General features: G+C 70.3%; 22 protein-coding genes. 13 read left to right on the top strand and 9 right to left on the bottom strand.

Going from position 1 to position 23,627, the window contains the following annotated elements; all coding sequences use genetic code 11:
* Positions 1–33: 33 nt before the first annotated feature.
* The 3 genes from AAG688_RS14120 to AAG688_RS14110 form a co-directional block, all read right to left on the bottom strand.
* Complete coding sequence (locus tag AAG688_RS14120; protein WP_411832870.1) at positions 34–987, bottom strand: ribokinase; 954 nt, start codon at positions 985–987, stop codon at positions 34–36.
* Positions 988–1,027: 40 nt separating this feature from the next.
* A complete protein-coding gene (locus tag AAG688_RS14115) occupies positions 1,028–2,326 on the bottom strand; it encodes a NupC/NupG family nucleoside CNT transporter (RefSeq protein WP_411832869.1) in 1,299 nt (432 codons plus the stop codon).
* A gap of 74 nt (positions 2,327–2,400) precedes the next feature.
* Positions 2,401–2,973, bottom strand: coding sequence for a TMEM165/GDT1 family protein (locus tag AAG688_RS14110; protein ID WP_411832868.1), 573 nt, complete (start codon positions 2,971–2,973; stop codon positions 2,401–2,403).
* 373 nt (positions 2,974–3,346) lie between these two features.
* On the opposite strand from AAG688_RS14110, the gene hemP reads away from it, so the two are divergent.
* The 4 genes from hemP to AAG688_RS14090 all read left to right on the top strand — a co-directional run bounded on the left by hemP (position 3,347) and on the right by AAG688_RS14090 (position 7,596).
* Positions 3,347–3,550 (top strand): hemin uptake protein HemP, encoded by a 204-nt coding sequence (gene hemP, locus AAG688_RS14105; protein ID WP_411832867.1) that lies wholly within the window; start codon positions 3,347–3,349, stop codon positions 3,548–3,550.
* A gap of 214 nt (positions 3,551–3,764) precedes the next feature.
* Complete coding sequence (locus tag AAG688_RS14100; RefSeq protein ID WP_411832866.1) at positions 3,765–6,026, top strand: TonB-dependent hemoglobin/transferrin/lactoferrin family receptor; 2,262 nt, start codon at positions 3,765–3,767, stop codon at positions 6,024–6,026.
* Between the two features lie 8 nt (positions 6,027–6,034).
* Positions 6,035–6,658, top strand: coding sequence for a Hemin transport protein (locus tag AAG688_RS14095; RefSeq protein WP_411832865.1), 624 nt, complete (start codon positions 6,035–6,037; stop codon positions 6,656–6,658).
* Entirely contained in the window at positions 6,658–7,596 is a 939-nt protein-coding gene (locus AAG688_RS14090; RefSeq protein ID WP_411832864.1) for a DUF6607 family protein, read from the top strand. The genes AAG688_RS14095 and AAG688_RS14090 overlap by 1 nt, the downstream gene beginning before the upstream one ends.
* A gap of 382 nt (positions 7,597–7,978) precedes the next feature.
* Here the strand turns inward: AAG688_RS14090 and AAG688_RS14085 are convergent, their stop codons facing one another.
* The 3 genes from AAG688_RS14085 to AAG688_RS14075 are packed head-to-tail and all read right to left on the bottom strand — an operon-like array spanning position 7,979 to position 10,510.
* Positions 7,979–9,166 (bottom strand): PDZ domain-containing protein, encoded by a 1,188-nt coding sequence (locus tag AAG688_RS14085; protein ID WP_411832863.1) that lies wholly within the window; start codon positions 9,164–9,166, stop codon positions 7,979–7,981.
* Between the two features lie 32 nt (positions 9,167–9,198).
* Positions 9,199–9,951 carry a hypothetical protein gene (locus AAG688_RS14080; RefSeq protein ID WP_411832862.1) on the bottom strand — a complete coding sequence of 251 codons (753 nt, stop codon included), beginning with the start codon at positions 9,949–9,951 and terminating at the stop codon, positions 9,199–9,201.
* Positions 9,944–10,510 carry an RNA polymerase sigma factor gene (locus tag AAG688_RS14075; RefSeq protein WP_411832861.1) on the bottom strand — a complete coding sequence of 189 codons (567 nt, stop codon included), beginning with the start codon at positions 10,508–10,510 and terminating at the stop codon, positions 9,944–9,946. Before AAG688_RS14075 ends, AAG688_RS14080 begins: the two co-directional genes overlap by 8 nt.
* A 112-nt stretch (positions 10,511–10,622) precedes the next feature.
* Between AAG688_RS14075 and AAG688_RS14070 the strand changes: the two genes are divergently transcribed.
* From AAG688_RS14070 to gcvH, 4 genes are all read left to right on the top strand, one after another.
* The gene (locus AAG688_RS14070) at positions 10,623–11,579 is read left to right on the top strand and encodes an SPFH domain-containing protein (RefSeq protein WP_411832860.1); all 957 of its coding nucleotides are present in this window, start codon (positions 10,623–10,625) and stop codon (positions 11,577–11,579) included.
* Positions 11,580–11,582: 3 nt separating this feature from the next.
* A complete protein-coding gene (locus AAG688_RS14065) occupies positions 11,583–12,017 on the top strand; it encodes an NfeD family protein (protein ID WP_411832859.1) in 435 nt (144 codons plus the stop codon).
* A gap of 125 nt (positions 12,018–12,142) precedes the next feature.
* Entirely contained in the window at positions 12,143–13,249 is a 1,107-nt protein-coding gene (gene gcvT / locus AAG688_RS14060; protein ID WP_411832858.1) for a glycine cleavage system aminomethyltransferase GcvT, read from the top strand.
* 100 nt (positions 13,250–13,349) lie between these two features.
* Positions 13,350–13,742, top strand: a complete 393-nt coding sequence (gene gcvH, locus AAG688_RS14055) for a glycine cleavage system protein GcvH (RefSeq protein ID WP_411832857.1) — start codon at positions 13,350–13,352, stop codon at positions 13,740–13,742.
* Positions 13,743–14,053: 311 nt separating this feature from the next.
* On the opposite strand, the gene AAG688_RS14050 is transcribed toward gcvH, so the two are convergent.
* Positions 14,054–14,302 carry a hypothetical protein gene (locus tag AAG688_RS14050; protein ID WP_411832856.1) on the bottom strand — a complete coding sequence of 83 codons (249 nt, stop codon included), beginning with the start codon at positions 14,300–14,302 and terminating at the stop codon, positions 14,054–14,056.
* A 494-nt stretch (positions 14,303–14,796) separates the two neighbouring features.
* On the opposite strand from AAG688_RS14050, the gene AAG688_RS14045 reads away from it, so the two are divergent.
* Both AAG688_RS14045 and AAG688_RS14040 read left to right on the top strand, forming a co-directional pair.
* Positions 14,797–15,231, top strand: a complete 435-nt coding sequence (locus AAG688_RS14045) for a hypothetical protein (RefSeq protein WP_411832855.1) — start codon at positions 14,797–14,799, stop codon at positions 15,229–15,231.
* Between the two features lie 123 nt (positions 15,232–15,354).
* Complete coding sequence (locus tag AAG688_RS14040) at positions 15,355–15,885, top strand: SRPBCC family protein (protein WP_411832854.1); 531 nt, start codon at positions 15,355–15,357, stop codon at positions 15,883–15,885.
* 172 nt (positions 15,886–16,057) lie between these two features.
* Here AAG688_RS14040 and AAG688_RS14035 read toward each other — a convergent pair whose 3' ends face one another.
* Positions 16,058–17,452 carry a serine hydrolase domain-containing protein gene (locus AAG688_RS14035; RefSeq protein ID WP_411832853.1) on the bottom strand — a complete coding sequence of 465 codons (1,395 nt, stop codon included), beginning with the start codon at positions 17,450–17,452 and terminating at the stop codon, positions 16,058–16,060.
* A 78-nt stretch (positions 17,453–17,530) separates the two neighbouring features.
* Between AAG688_RS14035 and AAG688_RS14030 the strand changes: the two genes are divergently transcribed.
* Both AAG688_RS14030 and AAG688_RS14025 read left to right on the top strand, forming a co-directional pair.
* Complete coding sequence (locus AAG688_RS14030; RefSeq protein ID WP_411832851.1) at positions 17,531–18,133, top strand: LemA family protein; 603 nt, start codon at positions 17,531–17,533, stop codon at positions 18,131–18,133.
* A gap of 261 nt (positions 18,134–18,394) precedes the next feature.
* Entirely contained in the window at positions 18,395–20,308 is a 1,914-nt protein-coding gene (locus AAG688_RS14025) for a M48 family metallopeptidase (RefSeq protein ID WP_411832850.1), read from the top strand.
* A 101-nt stretch (positions 20,309–20,409) separates the two neighbouring features.
* Here AAG688_RS14025 and AAG688_RS14020 read toward each other — a convergent pair whose 3' ends face one another.
* Entirely contained in the window at positions 20,410–21,999 is a 1,590-nt protein-coding gene (locus AAG688_RS14020) for a GMC family oxidoreductase (RefSeq protein WP_411832849.1), read from the bottom strand.
* Between the two features lie 211 nt (positions 22,000–22,210).
* On the opposite strand from AAG688_RS14020, the gene AAG688_RS14015 reads away from it, so the two are divergent.
* The gene (locus tag AAG688_RS14015; protein WP_411832848.1) at positions 22,211–23,590 is read left to right on the top strand and encodes an NTP/NDP exchange transporter; all 1,380 of its coding nucleotides are present in this window, start codon (positions 22,211–22,213) and stop codon (positions 23,588–23,590) included.
* Positions 23,591–23,627 lie beyond the last annotated feature (37 nt).

Here is a 23,627-nt window from a genome sequence, read left to right as displayed (position 1 = left end):
TCTAGCGGGGCGCGCGCAGCTCAGGATCGGCGGTCAGCCGGCTTGCGGCTTCATCCTCGGCATCGCCGACGCCGCGCCGGCCCGTTCGGTCGAGGCGGCGGCGTAGCGGTTGGCGAAGCGCACGTGCTCGCCGAACGCCGCCCGCAGCGACTGCGCCAGCGAGGCCGCCAGCGCGCCGTTGAAGGCGTCGCCGGCGCCGGTGGTGTCGATCGCCTGCGCCGGTTCGGCGGCGATGCGGTAGTAAGGCTGGGCGTCGCCGCGCAGCGCGTCGTCGGCGTGCGAGACGAACGCGCCGACCGAGCCCAGCGTGATCACCACCGTGCCGCGCGGCAGCAGCTTGCGGCACAGCGCGTGCAGGGTGGCGCCATCGGTGGCGGCGACGTCGTCGGCCTCGATGCGCTCGCCGACGTGGCGCGCCAGCAGCGCGGCGAACTCGGTCTCGTTGGGCGTCAGCACGTCGGCGTGCGCGAGCAGCGCGTTGGTCGAGGCGGCGTTGGCCGGCGCCGGGTTGAGCACGGTGACCGCGCCGGCCTCGCGCGCCAGCGCCAGCGCCAGTTCGACGGTGTCGGCGGGCGATTCCAGTTGCGCCAGCAGCACGCCGGCGCGGGCGATGCCCGGCTGCTGCCGCTGCACGAAGGCCGGCTCCAGCGCGCCGTTGGCGCCGGCGCCGATCACGATGGTGTTGCGGCCATGCGCATCGACGTAGATGCCGGCGGTGCCGGTCGGCTCGGTGCTGGCGTCGGCCAGCAGTTCGATGCCGTCGGCGGAAGCCAGCCCGCGCGCCAGCGCGCCGCCGGCGTCATCGCCCAGCGCGCACACGAACGAGGTCGCCGCGCCGGCGCGCGCCGCGGCCACCGCCTGGTTGAAGCCCTTGCCGCCGGGACCGGTCGCGTACTGCCCCGACAGGGTCGCGCCGGGCGCGGGCAGCGCCTGGCAGCGCCAGACGTGATCGACATTGAAGGAACCGACGACGACGACAGGACTCATCTTGCTTGCACTCTTGCGGGGAGGGCGGCCGGCGCGCGGCTCAGCCGAAATGCGACAGCACGCCGGCGATGGTGGCGGTCATCAGCGTGGCGATGGTGCCGCCGAGCACCGCGCGCAGGCCGAAGCGCGCCAGGTCCGAGCGCCGCTCCGGCGCCAGCCCGCCGATGCCGCCGATCTGGATGGCGATCGAGCTGAAGTTGGCGAAGCCGCACAGTGCGTAGGTCGCGATCAGGCGGCCCTCGTCGGTCAGCGTCACGCCCTCGACCTGGCCGTTGACGATGCCGGCCAGCTGCAGGTAGGCGACGAACTCGTTGATGACCACCTTCTGCCCGATCAGCGAGCCGACCGTGTTCGCGTCCTGCCACGGCACGCCGATCACCCAGGCGACCGGCGCCAGCAGGTAGCCGAAGATCGTCGCCAGGTCGGTCGGCTTGCCGAGCGCGGCCTGCAGGCCGGTGACCTCGCCCAGCCAGGTCAGCGGCGCGTTGATCAGCGCGATCAGCGCGATGAACGCCAGCAGCATCGCGCCGATGTTCAGCGCCAGCTTCAGGCCGTCGGCGGCGCCGGCGGCGGCCGCGTCGATGAGGTTGCTGGAGGTCTTCTCCACCTCCATCTTGACCGTGCCGCGGGTGAGCGGCGCGCCGGTCTCGGGGATCAGCAGCTTGGCCACCACCAGCGTCGCCGGCGCGGCCATGATGCTGGCCGCCAGCAGGTGCTTGGCGTAGAACGCCTGCTGCGCCGGATCGCCGCCACCGAGCATGCCGACGTAGGCGGCCAGCACGCCGCCGGCGATGTGCGCCATGCCGCCGATCATCATCGTGATCAGCTCCGACTCGGTCATCCGCGCGATGTACGGGCGCACCGTCAGCGGCGCCTCGGTCTGGCCGATGAACACGCTGGCGCAGACGCTGGTGGTCTCGGCGCCGGACACCCGCATCACCTTGGTGATCGCCCACGCCATCGCCTTGACCACTGCCTGCATCGCACCCAGGTGGTACAGCACGCCCATCAGCGCGGCGAAGAAGATGATGGTCGGCAGCACCTGGAAGGCGAAGATGAAGCCGAAGCGTTCGGTGTCCATCAGGCTGCCGAAGATGAAGCCGGAGCCGGCGTTGACGAAGCCGAGGATCTTCACGAAGCCGTGGCCGAGCCAGTCGAACACCTCGCGCCCGCCCGGCACCAGCAGCACCAGCGCGGCGAAGCCGATCTGCAGCACGATGCCGGTGGCGACCAGTTTCCAGTCCACCGCGCGCTTGTTGTTGGAGAACAGCCAGACGATGCCGACCAGCACCGCCAGGCCGAACAGGCCGAACCCGATCCGCCCCAACGCTTCCAACATGGAATCCCCCGTACCGCTTCTATTTATATGAAGGGCGGAAGTCTAGCAGGCCATTCCGGCCCGCCCGCGGGCGTTCAGCCCACGCCGTGCCAGGCCACCCACAGCGCCAGCAGCAGGAACGCCAGCGCCGCCAGCGTGCGCGCCAGCCGCAGCGGCAGCCGGTCGGCGAAGCGGTGGCCCAGCCAGACCACCGGCAGGTTGGCGATCAGCATGCCCAGCGTGGTGCCGGCGATGACCTGCCACAGCGGCTCGTAGCGAGCGGCCATCAGCACCGTGGCGACCTGCGTCTTGTCGCCGATCTCGGCCAGGAAGAACGCCACCGTGGTGGCGATGAAGGCGCCGCGCGCGGGCAGGGCGGTCCTGTCCTCGTCCAGCGCGTCGGGCTTGAGCGTCCACAGCGCCACCGCCAGGAAGCTGCCGGCGACCAGCCAGCGCAGCAGGGCGGGCGAGAGCCAGCGCGCGATTTCCGCGCCCAGCCACGCCGACAGCGCGTGGTTGACCAGGGTGGCGACCAGGATGCCCCAGGCGATCGGCCAGGGCCTGCGGTAGCGGGCGGCCAGCAGCAGGGCGAGCAACTGCGTCTTGTCGCCGATTTCGGCGAGGGTGACGGCGCCGGTGGACACCAGCAGGGCTTGCAGGGACGACATCGAGGACTCCGGGGCCGGGCATTCGCGCGGGACGCGAAGGCAAACGCCGCGCGGCCCGGCCCGGGTCGCGCAACGCCTGCCTTCGGTCTTGCCCGGCCTGGTTCCAGGGCGCGTCGAAGTACACGACACGCCCCAGGCCCCGCGCACCACGGCATTTCGCCAAGTGTGTTGATGCGCGGAATCCGCACGCGGCGGACGGGCTACTCCCCGGAAGGAAGAGGCGCGCATTGTACGGGATGCGAATCCGGCATGGCTGCCGTTGCCGGCCGGGCCGTCGTCCCGAGGCCGCGCCTTTCGTCGGCATGGATAACCCGGGTGTTGACCTGCTAATGAGAATCATTATCATCGGTAGCGTTCCCAATGGAGCTTCCCGATGACCGCCTTGGTATCCCACCTGCCTACCGCCGAAAACCCGTTGCTGCGCGAGCGCAATGCCGCTCCCCGCGTCGTGCCCGCCGAGGAATCGCTGGACAGTGCGGCCCTGCTGAAGGGCCGGCGCGAAGTGCTGATCCGGCATGGCGACCGCGTCTACCGGCTGCGCCATACCAGCAACGACAAGTTGATCCTCACCAAATAGTCCTGCGTCGAAGGCCGCCACCGCGGCGACGTGGCGCCCTGGCCGAAGGCGGGCAGGGCGGCGCGCGCAACCGGCAGCCTTTCATTCGGTGCGCGACCATCGTCATCGCCGCGCCGGGCATTTCCTCTCTCTTCCTCCTGGGCGCCAGCCACGGTTCCATCCGGCCGCCAGCTCACCGGGCCTGTTGCAAACCCAACGAGTCCAAGCAGCCGACATGCGACCCTCCCTCCTGGCGACCGCCCTGTGGCTGGCCGTCGCCGCCAGCGCCCACGCCGGCGCCCCCGATGAATCCACTTTTGCGCCCGATGGCCCGAACGACGCCGGCGTGCGCGAATTCGACCGCGTGCAGGTCACCGCCACCCGCACCGAGCGCGCCATCGTCGACGTGCCCAACACCGTCGACGTCATCGATCGCGAGCAACTGGACGATCGCCTGATCCGCGACATCAAGCACCTGGTCCGCTACGAGCCGGGCGTGTCGGTCGGCTATACCGGCGGGCGCTTCGGCGCGCTGGGCAGCTTCCGCATCCGCGGCCTGGAGGCCAACCGCGTGCTGATCCAGACCGATGGCATCAACGTCTCGGACAGCTTCAGCTTCGGCAGCTACCTCGACGCCAACCGCAACTTCGTCGACCTCGAGACGCTCAAGCGCGTGGAAATCGTGCGCGGCCCGGCCAGCGCGCTGTACGGCTCCGACGCGCTGGGCGGCGTGGTCGCCTTCGTCACCAAGGATCCTTCGGATTATCTGGAGGAGGGCAAGGACGCCTACTTTGGCCTGAAGCTGGGTTTCGAGAGCGAGTGGGACGGCCTGTTCGGCGGCGTCACCACCGCCTTCGGCGGCGAGCGCTGGAGCGGCATGGCCGCGCTCAGCCACCGCCAGGGCAAGGAAACCGAGAACCAGGGCGAGGACCACAGCACCGATCCGGTGCTGGTCGACGGCGTGGCGACCCACCTGCGCACTGCACCCAACCCGCAGCGCCGCGACGGCCGCAGCCTGCTGAGCAAGCTGGTCTACGCGCCCGACGCCAACCAGCGCTTCCGCCTCACCCTCGACGCCAACGAGGACTACAGCCGCATCGAGGCCTATTCGGCGCGCACGCTGCCGTCTGCTTTCGCCGCCGGCATCCTCGACATGGACGGACGCGACCACCAGACCCGCGCGCGGCTGTCGCTGGAGCACGAGGTCGACGCGATCGGCGCCGGCTGGGCTGACGCGCTGACCTGGAAGATCTACCGCCAGGACAGCGAAAGCACGCAGCGCACCGGGGAACTGCGCAGCAACAACACCCGCCGCGAGATGGAGCACAACTTCGACCAGCGCGTATACGGCGTGCAGGCCAACGTGTTCAAGGCCTTCGATGCCGGCGCCGCCTCGCACGCGCTGACCTGGGGCCTGGACGCGTCGTGGACGCGGACGCGCGAGAAGCGCGACGGCGTCTCCATCAACCTGGCCAGCGGCGCGGTCACCCGCCAGGTCGGCCAGGACAACTTCCCGGTGCGCGACTTCCCGATCAGCGAGACCACCCGCGTCGGCCTCTACGCGCAGGACGAGATCGGCCTGGCCGGCGGGCGGCTGACGCTGGTGCCGGCGTTGCGCGTGGACTATTACGAACTCGATTCCACGCTGGACGACATCTACGCCGGCGACAACCCGGGCATGGCGGTGGCGGGCATGAGCGAGACCAGCGTATCGCCCAAGTTCGGTGCGGTGTGGCGCTTCGACGAGCGCTGGTCGGTGTTCGCCAACTACGCGCACGGCTTCCGCGCCCCGCCCTATGGCGACGTCAACGCCGGCTTCGTCAACCTGCAGAGCCGGTATACGGTCATCCCCAACCCGGACCTGAAGCCGGAGACCAGCGACGGCTACGAACTGGGCCTGCGCTTCGCCGGCGACGCTTTCCATGCCGGGCTGACCGGCTACTACAACGACTACGAGGATTTCATCGAGTCGTTCGTGCTGGTCAGCGCGCCGCCGCAGACGCCGCTGATGGTGTTCCAGTCGCAGAACGTGTCCGAGGCGCGCATCTACGGCGCCGAGATCAGGTTCGGCCTGGACATCGGCGCCTTGAACGCGAACCTGCGGGGCTGGTCGTTGCAGGGCGCGGCGGCGTACTCGCGCGGCGACGACCAGACCGACGACGTGCCGCTCAACAGCGTCGATCCGCTGCGCGGCACGCTCGGCCTGGCCTACGACGGCGCGCGCTGGGGCGCCGAACTGGTGGGCACCTTCGCCGAACGCAAGCTGCGTCCCGCGCAGGAAAGCCAGTACAGGCCCGCCGGCTACGGCGCGCTGGACCTGCTGGCGCACTGGCGCTTCGCCGGCAACGCCAAGGTCAACGTCGGCGTCTTCAACCTGACCGACAGGAAGTACACCGACTGGGCCGACGTCAACGGCGTGGCGGCCAGCAGCCGCGTGCTGGATCGCTACACCCGTCCCGGCCGCACGCTGTCGGCCAGCCTGACCCTGGCGTGGTAGCCGCCGCCATGAGCCACCGCCTGCCGCTGCAGCCGCGCAACGCACCGTCGCCGACGACGGCGGCGCTGCCCCCGCCGCAGCGGCTGGCGGAACTGGGCACGGTGCTGTGCCTGTATCGCCCGCAGCTCGGTGGCGAACTGGGCGGCTGGGCGCAGGCGGTGCGGGTGGAGGCGCGCGCCGGCGTGGACAGCGATGGTTTGCGCGAGAGCCTGCTGTTCTTCGACCGCGACGGCCGCTGCTGCTGGCGGCTGTACCTGCTGCCCGACAGCGATTTCCTGGCCTGGGACCGGCTGCTGTCGGAACTGCCGGCGAGCGGCGAGGCCGACAGCGCCGCCGGCGTGGCCGAGCGGTTGTGGCGGCGGCTGGCCGGCCGGCTGGGTGGCGAGCGTTGGAGCGCCAGTCCCGTGCAACTGCATCTGGTCCGCGCACGGGGCCGTGCGCCGCGACTGGCCGCGCTGCCCACCGAAGTGTCGCCGCTGGGCGCGGCCACCGCGCGGCGCATCCTCCAGGCCGAGGGCGCGGAAGGCGGACAGCGCATCCATGACTGCTGCTGCGCAGCCTCGGCGCCCGCGCCGAGGGCGGCGGGAGGCGCGGAGTCCGCTCCCATCCTTTTTCGTACAAGAGCCATCTGATGAACATCAAGACAGCCTTTCCCTTCGTCCTCGGCCTCTGCGCATTCGCGGACGCCGCCCACGCGCAGGACCCGGCGAGCGATCGCCAGTCCATCCTGGCCATGCAGGGCGACTACAGCGTCGATTTCGCCTTCGACGAGACCGTGCTGCTGCAACCCGGCTACGAGCGCCACCCCGCCATGCGCAGCGGCGGCGAGGAGACGGTGATCGTGGTCGAGGACACGCCCGCCCGCATCGTGCTGCAGCACATCCTGGTCGACGCCAAGAGCGGCCACGTCACCAAGCACTGGCGGCAGGACTGGATCTACGAGGCGCCGCAGCGCTTCGAGTTCACCGCCGATCAGACCTGGACGGTGCATGCCCTGCCGGCGGAACAGACGCGCGGGGCGTGGACGCAGTGCGTCTACGAGGTCAGCGACGCGCCGCGCTACTGCGGCACCGGGCGCTGGGAATACCGCAACGGCACCGCGACCTGGACCAGCGACCTGAGCTGGCGTCCGCTGCCGCGCCGCGAGTACGTCCAGCGCAGCGACTACAACGCGCTGGCGGTGATCAACCGCCATACGCTGACGCCGGAAGGCTGGACGCACGAGCAGTTCAACACCAAGGTGCTGCGCAAGCCGGACGGCGCGCAGGTGGAACTGGCGCGCGAGTTCGGCTTCAACGACTACCGCAGGACCGGCGACGTCGATTTCGCCCCGGCCAGGGACTACTGGAAGGCCACCGCCGCCTATTGGGCCAAGGTGCGCGCGCACTGGGACCGCTACCTGTCGGTCGCGCCGGGCCTGCGCCTGAAGACCAGGATCGACGGCATGTCGCTGATCATCCCGCTGTTCACCCAGGCCGGCGACGTGCAGGAAGGCAGGCCGGTGGCCGACGCCGAGATCGCCAAGGTGTTCGCGCAGTGGGTGGAGCCGGCATCGAGCCGGCAAAGGTGAGACGACTGTAGCGCCGGGCTTGCTCGGCGGATGGGTGCCGAGGAGCGGAGCAAGCTCCGCTCTACAAGAGGAGGGACGGCCGTAGAGCGGAGCTTGCTCCGCTGCTCTCGGCTCCGGAGCCAGCATGGTCGAGCAAGCTCGACTCTACGGAAGTGCGTAGCGCCCGGTTTTCCGGCTGGCTAAAAAAGACCCCGGCGAAAGCCGGGGCAGGGGATTCATGCAATCTCGTTGTTGTCATGACGCAACGACCGGCCGCGGTCTTGCGCATCCGCGTCGCCGCCAGGCGAGGAGGCATCATCGCCTCGCGTTCTCATGCGCGCCGCTGGTTCGGCAAAGGCCGCGCACGGGAAGCGGAATATCGGGAACCTCACGCGCGCCCGTCTCAATCACGCCGGGCCGGTGGCGGTGGCGGCGCCGGAGGAGCGACCGGCGCCAGTGGCGCGGACAGCTCCGAATCCGATTCCTCCGTGTACACGTGGCCATCGCGATCCACGGTGACGATGCGGGCGATGGTGTGGGTGGTGGCCTTGGGCGCCGGTGGCGCGGCGGGTGCGCGGGGAGTCGCCGCGGTGGGGGGAGCAGGAGGGGCGGGCGGCGCTGGCGGCAGCGGGATGCGCAGCGGCGTGGACTTCGGCAGGGTCAGGTTCAACTGCTGGCCGCGCTTGTCGCGCAGGTAGTCGATGGCGACCTGGCTGCCGACCGGATGCCCGCGCAGGATCGCCATCGCCTCGCGCGGCGTATCGACCTCCTTGCCGCCGATGCGCTGGATGACGTCGCCGGCTTCCAGGCCCTTCAGATCGTCGCTGGTGGACAGCACCAGCACGCCGCGGGTGGCGCCGAAGTAGCGGCCCAGCCGCGCATCGACCGCGGCCAGGTTCAGCCCGTTCCAGCGGAACGCGTCGGCCAGCACCGCCAGCCTGCACGCGCCGCCGTCCTGGCAGTCGTCGCTGCCGAGCCGGCGCAGCTCGCGCTGCACTTCCGGCGCGATCAACGTCGGCATCTCGACCCGCAACCGCGCCAGCTTCTCCTGCAGTTCGGCGTCGATGGCCGGTCGCGGCGCGTTTTCAAGCATCAGCGCCAGGGCGCGGGTCTGCTGCGGCGTCACCGAGGTGGTGTGCGTGCGCCCGTCGCGCTGGTAGCGCAGTTCGATGGCCCGTTCCGGTTGCAGCCTGGCCAGCGCCTTGCGCGCCGATTCCAGCCGGTGCGCGCCGCTGTCGCCGGCGATCGCCTTGCCTTCGACCGCGAGCAGGCGATCCCCGGCCTTGAGGCCGGCCTTGGCCGCGCCGCCGCCGGGGGTGACGCCGCTGATGCGCACGCCGGCCTCGTCGTCGGGCGCCAGCAGCACGCCGACCAGTACCCGCTGCTCGATGTCGATGCGCCGGTTCCCGGCCTCGGCGGCCGCCAGTTCGGCGACGCGGCGCGCGGCGCGCGCCATTTCGGCGCGTGCATCGGCCAGTTCCTGCTGGCGCGCGGCTTCGTGGCGTGCGGTTTCATGCGGTGGTTCGGCGGCCGTCGCCGGCAGGGCGAACACCAGGCCGGCCAGCAGCGGGGAGGACAGGAGTCGTTTCATCGCAACCTCGGTTGTATGTGGATCCGTTGGAATCAATGGACGCTGGAGATGAAGCCGCTGCCGCCTTCGGTGGCCAGCCAGCGCTGCGTGCTCTCGACGCCGGCCAGCTGGCGCAGCGTCTCCACCCGCTGCGTCCACAGCGCGCGGCGGTCGTCGCCGTCCAGCGCGGGCGCCGACAGCGCCGCGTCGATGTCGGCCAGATGCCCCTGCAAGGCGTCGCTCACCACCATCGCCGGGCCGCTGGCCATCGGCGAAGGCTGCGCTTGCACCAGCAGTTCCTCCAGCAGGGCCGATTCGGCGTAGAGCGCTTCCAGCGCGGGCGTGGAGGCGGGCCGGGCGACCGCGCTGGCGATGGCCGCATGTGGGGAATTGCGGCGCGTCGTGGCCATGCGCGGGGATAGTGTGGGTGGCGTCGGCAGCGACGCGATGGCCAATGGCGGATCCGCCTGCTTCCGCTCCTGCGTGGCGGCGGGCGCGGAAGATTCCGGCGCATCGCCATGCCGCGCTGTGCGTTCGGCTGCCGCAGGCGCCGATTGCGATGCCAGCGCCGGCATCTCCGGATCGGTGGCCGGCCGCTTCCACGCCAGCCAGGGCAGCGCCATCGCCGCCAGCAGCGCGGCCGCCGCGCTCCAGCGCCGCCAGCGCGGCGGAGATTGCGGCCGGGAGCGCGGCAGTCGCGGCGACAAGCGCTCCCAGCCGCCGTCCGGCGGCGTTTCCAGCGGCAATGCCGACAGCGCCTGTTCCCAGTCGGCGGGGGCGCGTTCGCGGGCGTTGGCGTCAGGCATGGACGGGTTCCTCCATCTGCAACAGCGCGCGCAGGCGGCGGGTGCCGCGGGCGAGCTGCGATTTCGAAAAACTGGCAGTGCGCTGCATCAGCGCGGCGATCTCGTCGTGGGTATAGCCCTCGGCGTGGTACAGCCACAGCACGCTGCGGGTGGTGGCCGGCAACGACGCCAGCGCGCGCTGTAGCGCGCTGGCGTCGGCGGCGGCGGCCGGCAGCGGGCCGGCGTCGGCGGGCAGGTCGTCCTCGTCGATGCCGATCTCGGCGACCAGGCGGCGGCTGCGCCGCAGCCGCATCAGCGCCTCGTTGACCGCGATCTGGCGCAGCCAGCCCCAGAACGGGCCGCCTCCCCGGTAGTCGTCGAGGTGGTGGTACAGCTTGAGCATGGTGTCCTGCAGCACGTCGGCGGCGGCCTCGCGGTCGCCGCAGATGCGCAGCGCCAGCGTGAACACCGGCCGCTCGAACCGCCGGTAGATCTGCTCGAACGCGTCCTGCCGGCCGGCGCGCGCGTGGGCGAGCAGGCTGTCCGGCACGTCGATGGCGAATTGCGAAAGGGCGGGCATGTACCGGTACCAGATGCGCCGGGCGGGAAAAGCGTCGCACCCTCCCGGTCCGGCGGGCGGCGCGCGTCATATACTCGGGATCACGCAAAGACTAGGGAAAGGGGAGCAAGTCATGTTCGAAACCGGTTTTCTGGCGATCGTGGTCCTCATCGCCGGCATCGTCGTGCTGTTCAAGACCGTGCGGATGGTGCCGCAGGGCTACGAATGGACGGTCGAGCGCTTCGGCAAGTACACCCATACGATGACGCCCGGCCTGCACTTCCTGATCCCGGTGGTCTACGGCGTGGGCCGCAAGGTCAACGTGATGGAGCAGGTGCTCGACGTGCCCAGCCAGGAGGTCATCACCAAGGACAACGCGGTGGTCAAGGTCGACGGCGTGGTGTTCTTCCAGGTGCTGGACGCGGCCAAGGCGGCCTACGAGGTCTCCAACCTGGAAGTGGCCACCATCGCGCTGGTGCAGACCAACATCCGCACCGTGATCGGCTCGATGGACCTGGACGAGTCGCTGTCCAACCGCGAGTCGATCAACGCGCAACTGCTCAACGTGGTCGATCACGCCACCCACCCGTGGGGCATCAAGGTCACCCGCATCGAGATCCGCGACATCCAGCCGCCGCGCGACCTGGTCGATTCGATGGCCCGGCAGATGAAGGCCGAGCGCGACCGCCGCGCGGTGATCCTGGAGGCCGAGGGCCACCGCCAGGCCGAGATCCTGCGCGCCGAGGGCGACAAGCAGGCCGCCATCCTGCAGGCCGAGGGCCAGAAGGAAGCCGCCTACCGCGAAGCCGAGGCGCGCGAGCGCCTGGCCGAGGCCGAGGCCAAGGCGACGCAGATGGTGTCCGAGGCGATCGCGCAGGGCGACGTGCAGGCGATCAACTACTTCGTCGCGCAGAAATACGTCGAGGCGTTCAAGGAACTGGCCACCGCGCCCAACCAGAAGTTCGTGCTGATGCCGATGGAATCCAGCGGCATCATCGGCTCGATCGCCGGCATCGCCGAACTGGCCAGGGAAGCGATGGGCAGGCAGCAGGCCGCGCCGCCGCGCATGCCGCCGCGGACGGGGGGCTGAGCCATGCGCTGGGATGTCACGGGTTGGGCGGCGGTGATGCTGCTGCTGTTCGCCGCCGAGGCGCTGGCGCCGGGGGCCTTCATGCTGTGGATGGGATTCGCGGCGGCGGCGGTGTTCGTGGGCGTGCTGCTGGTGCCGGGCATCCCGCTGCTGGCGCAGGTGGTCGCCTTCGTCGTGCTGAGCTTCGTGTCGATCCAGATCTACCGCAAGTGGTTCCGCCGGCACGCGCGGCAGAGCGATCGCCCGCTGCTCAACCGCCGCGCCGAGCAGTTGATCGGCTGGGTGGCGCCGCTGGATCAGGCCATCGTCGGCGGCCGCGGCCGGGTCAAGATCGGCGATGCCTTCTGGGTGGTGCAGGGCCCGGACCTGCCGGCCGGCACGCAGGTGCGCGTGATCGCCGTGGACGGCATGACGCTGAAGGTGCAGGAAGCAGCCTGAGCCGGCTGCGTCGCCGTCTTCCATACCGCGCCGCATCTTCCAGGATGCGGCGTTTTCGTTTCCGGCCGTGGTCGCGCCGCCGTGCCCGGGCGGCGATAATGGCGTTCTTTGCGCACGGAGCCGCCATGACCCGCAAGACCATCCTCAACGACACCCATCGCGCGCTCGGCGCCAAGATGGTCGACTTCGGCGGCTGGGACATGCCGATCAACTACGGCTCGCAGATCGACGAGCACCACCAGGTGCGCCGCGACGCCGGCATGTTCGACGTCAGCCACATGACCGTGGTGGACCTGCACGGCGCGCGCGCGCGCGAGTTCCTGCGCCGGCTGGTGGCCAACTCGGTGGACAAGCTGAAGAAGCCCGGCAAGGCGCTGTACACCTGCATGCTCAACGGCGACGGCGGCATCATCGACGACCTCATCGTCTACTACCTGGGCGAGGATTTCTTCCGCCTGGTGGTCAACGCCGCCACCCGCGACAAGGACCTGGCGTGGATCGCCGCGCAGGCGCAGGCCTTCGGGGTCGAGGTCCGCGAGCGCCCCGAGTTCGCGATGATCGCCGTGCAGGGGCCGCAGGCGCGCGGCAAGGTGCTGTCGCTGCTGCGCGAGGAGGACCGCGCAGCCGTCGACAAGCTGGCCCGCTTCGCCGCCACCGAGGCGCGCACGCAGGGCGGCGTGGCGCTGTTCGTCGCCCGCACCGGCTACACCGGCGAGGACGGTTTCGAGATCGTGCTGGACGAGGGCGAGGCGGTGGCGTTCTGGAACGCGCTGCTGGCCGCCGGCGTCAAGCCGGCCGGCCTGGGCGCGCGCGACACCCTGCGGCTGGAGGCCGGCATGAACCTGTACGGCCAGGACATGGACGAGGCCACCACCCCGTACGAGGCCGCGCTGGCGTGGACGGTGGCGCTGGACGAGGGCCGCGACTTCGTCGGCCGCGCCGCGCTGGAGAAGCAGCTCGCCGCCGGCGCGCCGCGCCAGCTCATCGGCCTGGTGATGGACGAGAAGGGCGTGCTGCGCCACGGCCAGAAGGTGCTGACCGCGCACGGCGAGGGCGAGATCCTCTCCGGCACGTTCTCGCCGACGCTGGGCAAGAGCATCGCCTTCGCGCGCGTGCCGGCCGGCGAGCCGGCGCAGCTGCGCGTGGACATCCGCGGGCGCGAGGTGCCGGTGCGCGCGGTGAAGTTCCCGTTCGTGCGCGACGGCCAACCGCAACCGGGCGTGCTGGAATGACGCGCGCCCGGCGCGGCCGGCCGGCCCGCTTCCCCCGCGCCGGCACTTCGCTAAACTATCGCCCCGTTCCCCCTACCGCCCAACCTTCCGGAGTGCCGACATGAGCGAGATTCCTGGTGATCTCAAGTTCCTCAAATCCCATGAGTGGGCCCGCGTCGAGGGCGGCGGCCGCGTGACGGTCGGCATCTCCGATCACGCGCAGGGCCTGCTGGGCGATCTGGTCTACGTGGAACTGCCCAACGTCGGCGACCGCATCGAGGCCGGCAACGCCAGCGCCGTGGTCGAATCGGTCAAGGCCGCCTCCGACGTCTACTGCCCGGTCACCGGCACCGTCGTCGAGGTCAACAACGCGCTGTCCGACAAGCCGGAGACCATCAACGAGGACGCCTACGGCGAAGGCTGGATCTACGTCGTCCAGGCCGAGGAGCCGGAGCAGCTCAACGACCTGCTGTCTCCCGACGACTACGCCGAACTGCTCGAGGACGAAGGCTGAGCCCTCTCCGCCGCCGGTTCGCAGAAGGCCGCCTCCGGGCGGCCTTCTTCTTTCGGGAATCCGGATTCGGATGCGGGACCGGAGGGCGGGACGGTCTGCGAATCCTTCTCGCCTGCGAAAGAAGGTGTCCCGAAGGGACGGATGATGGCGCTTCCTTGCCGTTGTCCTTCCGCCTTCGCGGGAGCCAGGATCTTCCCCGCGCCAGCTCGGGAAGCAGGATCGTCCCCGCACCGGAATCCGGCCATCCTCTCTTTCCGGAAGCGGCGGCGCACGCGACGGCCTTCGACCATCGTCCATTCTTCACCTCTCGATCACGCGCCGGCCTCGCGGCGCGCGTTCGATGCGCGCGAAACCTGCCGGAAAGTTTGCGCAAATCCGCGCAAACGAGCTTGTGCGACGCCGAAACCAGGGCGCGCCGGCAAAAAAATTTTGTCTCCCGTCGCCGGTCCGCGGACGGGCGGCGCGGCATCGTCGCGGCGACCGCGGCGCGATCGCCGAAACGCTCCGGCGCGAAGCGTCGCGAAAAAAACACCTAGTTTTTGCGCGTATTTTTTTCGCATGCCGCGCACGCGCGCGATGCGGGGGTGACGCCGTCGCGGTCGACGCGCTGCCCGGGACGCGCGATCGATCACCGGCGACGCCGACCGGCGGCAAAAATTTTTTTGCAAAAGTGTTGACACCCAGAAAAACCGTGATTAGGTTTCGCCCAGCAGAAGATGCCTGCGAATGCGAGTGAGTCGGATCAACACGACAGCGCGAGAGAAAAACCAGTCGATCGTCCAGGCCGGGATCACGGCGGACGCAGGGCTCGCTTCCCCCGAAAAAAAGCATCGCCTCTTCCAACAGACACCCGCGCCGTCCCGCGTCGCGGGTGTTTTCGTATTTGTAGGGAGCCACGCGATGCGTGGCCCCTTGCGTATCCGCTCCGGCGCGACCGCGCCGGCGGCTGCCTGCGGGTCCGACTCCCGCGGCGCTTTTGGCAACTGGGCCTGCCTACGGGCAGAACTGCTGCAAGCAGACGTAAATCCATAGTTCACTGACGAGGAGCCATCTCATGGCAACGAAGAAAGCTGCGAAGAAACCGGCCAAGAAGGCCGCGAAGAAGGCCACCAAGAAATCTGCGGCCAAGAAGGTCGCCAAGAAGGCCACCAAGAAGACCGCGAAGAAGGCGGTGAAGAAGGTCGCCAAGAAGGCCGCCAAGAAGGTAGCCCGCAAGCCGGCCGCCAAGAAGGCCGCCAAGAAGACCGCGAAGAAGGCCACCCGCAAGGTCGCCAAGAAGACCGCGAAGAAGGCCGCCAAGAAGGTAGCCCGCAAGGCGCCCGCCAAGAAGACCGCCAAGAAGGCGACCAAGAAGGTAGCGAAGAAGGCCGCCAAGAAGCCCGCCAAGAAGGCTGCCGCCAAGAAGCCCGCTGCCAAGAAGCCCGCCAAGCGCTCGAAGAAGCGCGCGGCTCCGGTCGCGCTGCCGGCAACCCCGGCTCCGCTGATCTAAGCAAGTCCCGACAAGCCGTAAGACCATGAACCCCCTTCCCGTGCCCAGCGGGGAGGGGGTTTTTTCATGCCTGAAGGTGTAGCCTGCGCGCCTCCAGGTCGAAGGCGGAAGGACGCGAACCGAATGAAACTGCTCAAACCGGCGTTGGCGATCGCGCTGCTGCTGGGGACGCTGCTGCTCGGCGGCAGCCTGCTGTTGCCGCCGACGACCCGGGTCGAGCGCGTGGTGGTGATCGACCGTCCCCAGGCCGAGGTCTTTGCGCGGCTCGACTCGCTGCGGGAGTTCCCGCGATGGTCGCCGTGGGCGCAGGACGATCCGGACATCCGCTACACCTTCAGCGGGCCGGCCAGCGGCGTCGGCGCGAAGATGGAATGGTCGGGCAATCCCGCGGTCGGCAGCGGCCACCAGATCATCCGCCGCAGCGAGCCCTACCGCCTGGTCGCGGTGGAGCAGGCGTTCGGCGGCCGGGTGTCGCTGGCGACCTACACGCTGTCGCCCGGCAATGGCGGCACCGAGGTGATCTGGAGCATCGAGATGGCGCACGGGCTCAACCCGCTGTCGCGCTGGGTGGGATGGATGGCCGCGCCGATGATCGGTGGCGATTTTGAACGCGGACTGGCGCGCCTGAAGGCGATGCTGGAGGCGCAGGACTGAACCGGTTTCATCCGGGTGGTGCGTAGGGCGGAGCTCGCTCCGCTGCCCTTGGTTCCGGAACCCGCAGGAAAGGCAGCCGGGCAAGCCCGGCTCTACGCACCGTCGGTGCCTGAATCGAGGTTCGGATACCGCCGCGTCGCGTCATGCGGTGCCGATGCAGGACGCGCCGGGTTCAGTGCGGCGAAGCGGTCGAGCGGCTGGAGGAACTGCCGCTGTTGTCGCGGTGGCCCGCATTCTCCGCCGGCGCCTGGCGGCTGGATTCGGCCAGCAGCAGATCGTCCATCGCCGGGGTGTCCAGCCACGGCTGCGGCGGCAGCCCGAGCGCGCGGTCCAGCATCGTCGGCAGCAGGCCGGAAGGCAGGCTGCTGTCGCTGTTCCACAGGATCGCCACGCCGAAGTCGCGTTCCGGCAGCAGCGCGACCAGGCCGCGATAGCCCTGCACCGCGCCGGCATGGAACACCACCTTCTGCCCGGCGTAGTCGAACACCCGCCAGCCCAGCGCATAGCTGGCCGCCTGCAGGCGCTCGCGCCGCCAGCCGCTGCGCATCTCGCCCGGGGTGAAGATCAGCGGCGCGTGCAGCGTGGCCAGCAGCGGCGCCGGCAGCACGTCCGGACGATGCCCGGTCTGCGCCAGCAGCCATTGCGCCATGTCGCTCGCGCTGGCGTTGACGCCCGCCGCCGGCGGCAGGCGGTAATAGGTGGGCTTGGGACTGACCGATACCCAGCCGTTGCGGCTGCGCACGTGCGGACGCGCCCAGCGCGCGCTGGCGTGGATGCCGTCCAGCCCGAGGCTGGCGTCGGCCATGCCCAGCGGCTTGAACAGGCGGCGCTCGACCTCCTGCTCGTAGGCATCGCCGCTGGCCGCGTGCACCACGTCGCCGATCAGGCTGAAGGCGACGTTCTGGTAGGCGTAGCACTGCCCGGGCAGGCAGGTCAGCGGCGCGTCGGCGAGCTTGCGCGCGACCTGCCGGTATTCGGCATTGGCCTCGATGTCGCGATCGTAGGCGTTGTGCGCCTTCAGCCCGGCGCGGTGGCTGAGCAGATCGGCCACGGTCACGCGCCCGGTCGAGTGCGCGTCGTTGAGCTGGAAGTCCGGCACGTAGTCGCTGACCTTGCTGTCCCAGCGCAGCGTGCCGTCGTTGACCAGCAGTCCGGTCATCGTGCCGGCGAAGGCCTTGGACAGCGACGCCAGCCGGAACACCGTGCGCTCGTCGATCTGCTGTGGCGCGGCGACGTCGGTGACGCCGTAGCCGCGCGCGCTCAGCACGCGGCCCTCGTGCACGATCGCCATCGCCAGGCCGGGCACGCGCTGGCCGTAGGTCAGTTCCTGCGCCATCGTCTCGAACATGCGCACGTCGAAGCCGGCCGGCAGCGGCGTCGTGGCGGTCTTCGACAACGCTGCCTGGTACAGGCGCGGCTGCGCCGCAGACACGGCGGTCACGGAGTCGAAGTCATGCTGCGCCAAGGTGGGCGTCTGCGCCGTGGTCGGCAGCGTCGAGGGCAGCAGCAGGCCGATCAGGGCGATGCGCAGGCCGCGCGCGCGGCGTGAGGGACGTTCATCTTTCATCATGCGCGTGGCCTGCGTAAGCTGTGGCTGTCGGGATGATAGCGTCCTTTTCTGATTGCACAAACGGGGAGAAGTTCCATGTCCATGTTGTTCATCTTGTTGATGATTGTGGGGCTAGCCGTCGTCGTCGTGTTGTGGGGCGTGGGCATCTATAACGGACTTGTGACCGCGCGCAACGCATTCAGGAATGCATTCGCGCAGATCGACGTGCAACTGCAGCGCCGCTTCGATCTGATCCCCAACCTGGTGGAGACCGCCAAGGCCTACATGAGCCACGAGCGGCAGACGCTGGAGGCGGTGGTGGCCGCGCGCTCGGCGGCGCAATCCGGGCTGGCGGCGGCCAAGGCCAACCCGGGCGATCCCGAGGCGATGGCGCAACTGGCCGCGGCGCAGGGCCAGCTGAACGCGGGGCTGGGACGGCTGCTGGCCATCGCCGAGGCGTATCCGGACCTCAAGGCCAACCAGAACATGATGCAGCTCACAGAAGAGCTGACCAGCACCGAGAACAAGGTCGCCTTCGCGCGGCAGGCCTACAACGACGCGGTGATGGCCTACAACAACAAGCGCGAGATGTTCCCCTCCAGCGTGGTGGCCGGCGCGTTCAACTTCGCCCCCGCCGCGCTGCTCGACATCCCCGCCGACAGGGCCGAGGTGCGCGAGGCGCCGAAGGTGCAGTTCTGAGCGGCCGGGATTGGGGATTTGGGATTCGGATGACCAGACATTCGTCTGTTAAAAACCGCAAAAGCCCGAAGTCCTCCTCGGGCTGTCATCAAGCCCTGGACCATCACCCAGCTTGCGTTGGGATGACGAGCAATGGCGCATGCTGTCCCTAATCCCTAATCCCTAATCCCTAATCCCTAGCCCCTAGCCCCTAGCCCCTAACCCCTAACCCCTAACCCCTAACCCCTAACCCCTAACCCCTAGCCCCCAATCCCCGCTCCCATGAACTTCTTCGAGCACCAGGCGGCCGCGCGCCGCAGTTCGACGCGGATGGTGGTGCTGTTCGCGCTGGCAGTGTTCGGCATCGTCGTCGCGGTGGATCTGGCGGTGCTGCTGTTGTTCGGCGGCGGCGACGGGGCCGGCATCGTCGGGCTGCTGGCGTTCAGCACGCTGGCGACGCTGGCGGTGATTGGGCTGGGGTCGCTGTATCGCCTCGCGACGCTGCGCGGCGGCGGCGAGGCGGTGGCCTTGCAGATGGGCGGCAGCGAGGTGCCGGAGGACACGCGCGACCCGCAGCTGCGCCGGCTGCGCAACGTGGTCGAGGAGATCGCCATCGCCTCCGGCGTGCCGGTGCCCAAGCTGTACGTGCTCGAGCACGAGGCCGGCATCAACGCATTCGCCGCCGGCTACGCGCCGTCAGACGCGGCGGTGGCGGTGACCCGCGGCGCGCTGCACAAGCTCAACCGCGACGAGCTGCAGGGCGTGATCGCGCACGAGTTCAGCCACATCCTCAACGGCGACATGCGGTTGAACATTCGCCTGATGGGCGTGCTGTTCGGCATCATGATGCTGAGCATCATCGGCCAGCGCGTGCTGCTGTACGGGCGCGGCGGGCGCGGGCGCGACGGCAGCGCGATCCTGATCATCGCGCTGGTGGCGATGGTGGTCGGCGGCATCGGCCTGTTCTTCGGCCGCATGATCAAGGCCGGGGTCAGCCGCCAGCGCGAGTTGCTGGCCGATGCCTCGGCCGTGCAGTTCACCCGCCAGACCGCCGGGCTGGCCGGCGCGCTGAAGAAGATCGGCGGCCTGCAGGAAGGCTCGCAGCTGGCCGACAAGGGCAAGGCCGAGGAAGTCAGCCACATGCTGTTCGGCGAGGGCATGGCGTTCTCGCGGATGTTCGCCACCCACCCGCCGCTGGTCGAGCGCATCCGCAAGCTGGATCCGCTGTTCGACCCGCGACAGCTGCAGGAACTGTCGCGGCGCTGGCTGGCCGCACCGCCCGACGGCCTGCAGGAGGACATCGCGCTGGGACTGGCCGACGGCGTCGCCCGCGCCGCGCCGCCGCCGCTGCCGGGCGCGACGCAGGATCTGGACGTGACCCCGCCGCAGGTCGCCGCGCAGGTTGCCCTGCCTGCGCAGGACGACTACCAGCGCGCTCACGCCATCGTCGAGACGCTGCCGCAGGAATTGCGCGCGCTGGCCGGACGCCGCGACCAGGCGATGCCGCTGCTGCTGGGCCTGCTGCTGGACGGCGACGAGGCCGTCGCCGGGCGCCAGCGCTACGAGATCGCCGCGCGCATGGGCGAGCCGATGGCGCGGCAGGCGGACGAATTGCGCCGCACGCACCTGCACGGGCTGCACCCGATGCTGCGGCTGCCGCTGGCGGCGCTGATCTTCCCGGTGCTGCGGATGCGCCCGCGGCCGGAACTGGAGACCTTCCTCGACACCGTCGATGCGGCCGTGCACGCCGACGGCCAGGTGTCGCTGTTCGAGTACTGCCTGGCGCGGCTGCTGCAGGTGCAGGTGCGCGAGGCGCTGGATCCGGGCCGCCATGCGCGCTTCGGCCGGCGCAAGCCCGGCAACGTCAAGCAGGAGTTCGCCACCCTGCTGGCGGTGGTCGCGCAGGCCGGCCATGCCGATCCCGCGCAGGCGCGGCGCGCCTACCTGGCAGGTTTGCAACGGGTGCTGCCGCGGGATCACCTGCCGTACGCGCCGCCGGCGGCGGGCGTGCAGGCGCTGGACGCGGTATGGGAACCGCTGGACGCGCTGGATCCGCTGGCCAAGCAGGTGATGGTCGAGGCGATCACCGCCGCCGCCAGCCACGACGGGCGCGTCAGCGTGGCCGAGGCCGAACTGCTGCGCACGATCTGCGGCGTGCTGCACTGCCCGCTGCCGCCGGTGCTGGAACGCGCATGAGCGCGCGCCGGATCCTGTGCCTGCTGGCGGCATGGGGATTCGGCATCGCGGGCGCGCACGCGGTCACCTGGGGCGAAAGCGCATCGGACCGGGGCAGGCGTTCAGGCCACGGCCCGGCCGCGGATCAGATCCGCCGCACGCTCGGCGATCATGACGGTCGGCGCGTTGGTGTTGCCGCCGGGCAGCGTCGGCATCACCGAGGCGTCGACCACGCGCAGTCCGGCCACGCCATGCACGCGCAGTTGCGCATCGACCACGGCCTCGGCATCGCCGCCCATCCGGCAGGTGCCGACCGGGTGGTAGATGGACTCCGCCTTGGCGCGCACGAAGTCGGCCAGTTCCGCATCCGGGAGATCGTCGCGCGGCGGCGCCAGCGGCCCGCCGCGATGGCGGTCGAACGCGGGTTGGGCGAGCAGGTCGCGCGACAGCCGCGCGCATTCGACCATCATGCGCAGATCGAAGCCTTCCGCATCGCCCAGGTAGTTGGCGTGGATGCGGGCCGGCGCGCGCGGGTCGGCGCTGCGCAGCTGGATGCGGCCGCGGCTGCGCGGGCGCAGGAAGCAGGCGTGCACGGTGTAGCCGTCGCCGGGCAGGCGGTTGCGGCCGTGGTCGTCGAGCATGGCCGGGACGAAGTGCAGCTGGATGTCGGCGCGCGCGTCTTCGGCCAGCGGCGAGCGCACGAACGCGCCGGCCTCGGCGATGTTGCTGGTGCCGGCGCCGCGGCGGCCGCGCAGGTAGTAGTCGAAGGCCAGCCGCAGCTCGCTGGCGCGGTCGTAGCTGATGCGCGAGGTGCAGCGCTGCAGCGTGCAGATGTCCAGGTGATCCTGCAGGTTGCCGCCCACCCCGGGCAGGTCCTGCGCGACCGCGATGCCGTGCGCGCGCAGGTGGTCGGCCGGGCCGATGCCGGAGAGCATTAGCAGCTGCGGCGAGTTGATCGTGCCGGCGCCGAGCAGCACTTCGCGCGTGGCCTCGGCGCGGTGGCGGCGGCCGCCGCGTAAATACTCGACCGCCACCGCGCGCCCGCCGCGCAGCACGATGCGCTCGGCCAGCACGCCGGTCCGTACCTCCAGGTTGGCGCGCGCCCGCGCCGGGCGCAGGTAGGCCGCGGCGCTGGAGCAGCGCGCGCCGTCGCGCTGGGTGACCTGGTAGAAGCCGACGCCTTCCTGCGCCGGGCCGTTGAAGTCTTCGTTGCGCGGCAGGCCCAGCTGCATGCCCGCCTCGACGAAGGCCTGTGACAGCGGATTGCGGTGGCGCAGGTCGGACACGTGCAGCGGGCCGTCGCCGCCGTGCAGGTCGTCGGCGCCGCGCGCGTTGCGTTCGGCGCGGCGGAAGTACGGCAGCACGCCGCGCCAGTCCCAGCCCGCGGCGCCGCGCGCGGCCCAGTCGTCGTAGTCGGCCGGCGTGCCGCGCACGTAGCACATCGCGTTGATCGAACTGGAGCCGCCCAGCACCTTGCCGCGCGGCCACCACAGCCGGCGGTTGCCCAGGTTCGGCTCCGGCTCGGTGTCGTAGCTCCAGTTGATGCGGGTATTGCCGACCAGCCGCGCCAGCCCGGCCGGCATGTGGATGAAGGGATGCCAGTCGCGCGGGCCGGCTTCCAGCAGCAGCACGCGGCAGTGCGGATCCTCGCTGAGGCGATGGGCGAGCACGCAGCCGGCCGAGCCGGCGCCGATGATGATGTAGTCGTACACGCACGCTCCCCGCGGCGAAGATCGCAGCGACGCTAGCGGCGCCGGCTAGAGCATGTGCTCGGCCGGATGCTCCCGCCCGGCGGCGGGCGTTCCGAACAGACGGGCCGGCATGCTGGTGATGTTGCGGTGCATCGTATACCTTGCGCGCGTGGCGACGCCCCCGTCCGGGACGGTCGCTGGAACCCAGCAACCGCAGGCCGTCCCGATCCCGATGAACGACACTCCCCGCCAGACGTCGCCGCTCGGCCGTTTCCGCGCCGCGCTGGGCGATTCACCGCCGCTGCTGTGGTCGTTCCTGTATTTCTTCTGCCTGCTCAGCGGCTACTACGTGCTGCGCCCGGTGCGCGAGGCGATGGCCGCCTCCAGCGACATCGAGGCGGTGTTCCCGCCGGCGATGATCGGCTTCTTCGCCGAGCGCGGCGTGGCCCTGGGCGAGTTCACCCTGCAGGTCATCTTCACCGCGGTGTTCGTGATCATGCTGCTGCTGCAGCCGGTGTACGGCTGGCTGGTCAGCCGGTTCGCGCGGCGGGTGTTCCTGCCGGTGATCTACGGCTTCTTCATCGCCACGCTGCTGCTGTTCCACGCGATGTTCGACAGCGGCGTGGCCGGGCGCGGCCTGGCCTTCATCCTGTGGCTCACCGTGTTCAACCTGTTCGCGGTGGCGGTGTTCTGGAGCTTCATGGCCGACGTGTACAGCAACGCCGAGGCGCGCAGGTACTACGGCTACATCGGCGCGGCCGGCACCCTCGGCGCGTTCCTCGGGCCGATGCTGACCCGCACGCTGGTCCAGCAGATCGGCATCCCCAACATGATGCTGGTCTCGTGCGCGCTGCTGGCGATCTGCGTGGTCTGCATCCTGCGGCTGCGGCGCTACGCCGTCGTGCGCGAACGCGAGCGCAGGCAGGCCAGCGGCGAGAAGCCGATGGGCGGCGAGGTGCTGGCCGGCCTGAAGCTGGTGGCGAAGGAACCGCTGCTGCGCTGGATGGCGCTGATGGTGGTGCTGGGCGTGGGCGTGGGCACGCTGCTCTACAACGAGCAGAACCGCATCGCGCGGACGATGTTCGCCACCGCCGACGAGCGCGCGGCCTATTTCGCCATGCTCGACCTGGCGGTCAACTCGCTGACCCTGGTCGCGCAGCTGCTGATCACGCGCGCGCTGATGTCGCGCTTCGGCATCGCGCCGGCGCTGCTAATCCCGGGGGCGGCGGTCATCGTCGGCTTCTCGATCCTGTCGGCCTCGCCGCTGCCGGTGATGGTGGCGATCGTGCAGGTGGCCACCCGCGCCAGCGAGTTCTCGCTGGCCAAGCCGGCGCGCGAGACCATCTACACCCGCGTCGGCCGCGAATGGCGCTACAAGGCCGGCGCGGCGATCGACACGGTGATCTACCGCGGCGGCGACCTCGCCTTCGTCTGGCTGCACAAGCTGCTGTCCGCGTTCGGCTCCAGCGCGGTGTTCGGCGCGGGCGTGCTGATCGCGTCGGCGATGACGTTCAGCATGTGGCGGCTGCTGCGCGAGGAGGCGAAGCTGCCGCCGGAGCGCACGCAGCGCCCGGCCGGGACGGGCGATGCCGCCATGCCCAGTGCCGGTTGACCGTGGCCGGCTGAGGGCAGATCGCGCAGCCAGCCGC

It is taken from the genome of Pseudoxanthomonas mexicana (assembly GCF_046736355.1).
In the GTDB taxonomy this organism is placed as follows: Bacteria; Pseudomonadota; Gammaproteobacteria; order Xanthomonadales; family Xanthomonadaceae; genus Pseudoxanthomonas_A; species Pseudoxanthomonas_A mexicana_B.
Note: the sequence above shows the minus strand (reverse complement) of the source record. Positions and strands in the feature narration are given on the sequence as shown.

Bases quoted from the DNA above. Each gene is read 5' to 3' on its own strand.
- AAG688_RS14095 (WP_411832865.1), top strand. From the start codon at position 6,035: ATGAGCCACCGCCTGCCGCTGCAGCCGCGCAACGCACCGTCGCCGACG.
- AAG688_RS14110 (WP_411832868.1), bottom strand. From the start codon at position 2,973: ATGTCGTCCCTGCAAGCCCTGCTGGTGTCCACCGGCGCCGTCACCCTC.
- gcvT (WP_411832858.1), top strand. From the start codon at position 12,143: ATGACCCGCAAGACCATCCTCAACGACACCCATCGCGCGCTCGGCGCC.
- AAG688_RS14080 (WP_411832862.1), bottom strand. From the start codon at position 9,951: ATGCCTGACGCCAACGCCCGCGAACGCGCCCCCGCCGACTGGGAACAG.
- AAG688_RS14015 (WP_411832848.1), top strand. From the start codon at position 22,211: ATGAACGACACTCCCCGCCAGACGTCGCCGCTCGGCCGTTTCCGCGCC.
- AAG688_RS14025 (WP_411832850.1), top strand. From the start codon at position 18,395: ATGAACTTCTTCGAGCACCAGGCGGCCGCGCGCCGCAGTTCGACGCGG.
- AAG688_RS14075 (WP_411832861.1), bottom strand. From the start codon at position 10,510: ATGCCCGCCCTTTCGCAATTCGCCATCGACGTGCCGGACAGCCTGCTC.
- AAG688_RS14120 (WP_411832870.1), bottom strand. From the start codon at position 987: ATGAGTCCTGTCGTCGTCGTCGGTTCCTTCAATGTCGATCACGTCTGG.
- gcvH (WP_411832857.1), top strand. From the start codon at position 13,350: ATGAGCGAGATTCCTGGTGATCTCAAGTTCCTCAAATCCCATGAGTGG.
- AAG688_RS14115 (WP_411832869.1), bottom strand. From the start codon at position 2,326: ATGTTGGAAGCGTTGGGGCGGATCGGGTTCGGCCTGTTCGGCCTGGCG.
- AAG688_RS14085 (WP_411832863.1), bottom strand. From the start codon at position 9,166: ATGAAACGACTCCTGTCCTCCCCGCTGCTGGCCGGCCTGGTGTTCGCC.
- AAG688_RS14035 (WP_411832853.1), bottom strand. From the start codon at position 17,452: ATGAAAGATGAACGTCCCTCACGCCGCGCGCGCGGCCTGCGCATCGCC.
- AAG688_RS14100 (WP_411832866.1), top strand. From the start codon at position 3,765: ATGCGACCCTCCCTCCTGGCGACCGCCCTGTGGCTGGCCGTCGCCGCC.
- AAG688_RS14070 (WP_411832860.1), top strand. From the start codon at position 10,623: ATGTTCGAAACCGGTTTTCTGGCGATCGTGGTCCTCATCGCCGGCATC.
- AAG688_RS14090 (WP_411832864.1), top strand. From the start codon at position 6,658: ATGAACATCAAGACAGCCTTTCCCTTCGTCCTCGGCCTCTGCGCATTC.
- AAG688_RS14045 (WP_411832855.1), top strand. From the start codon at position 14,797: ATGGCAACGAAGAAAGCTGCGAAGAAACCGGCCAAGAAGGCCGCGAAG.
- AAG688_RS14040 (WP_411832854.1), top strand. From the start codon at position 15,355: ATGAAACTGCTCAAACCGGCGTTGGCGATCGCGCTGCTGCTGGGGACG.
- AAG688_RS14050 (WP_411832856.1), bottom strand. From the start codon at position 14,302: ATGCGAAAAAAATACGCGCAAAAACTAGGTGTTTTTTTCGCGACGCTT.
- AAG688_RS14065 (WP_411832859.1), top strand. From the start codon at position 11,583: ATGCGCTGGGATGTCACGGGTTGGGCGGCGGTGATGCTGCTGCTGTTC.
- hemP (WP_411832867.1), top strand. From the start codon at position 3,347: ATGACCGCCTTGGTATCCCACCTGCCTACCGCCGAAAACCCGTTGCTG.
- AAG688_RS14030 (WP_411832851.1), top strand. From the start codon at position 17,531: ATGTCCATGTTGTTCATCTTGTTGATGATTGTGGGGCTAGCCGTCGTC.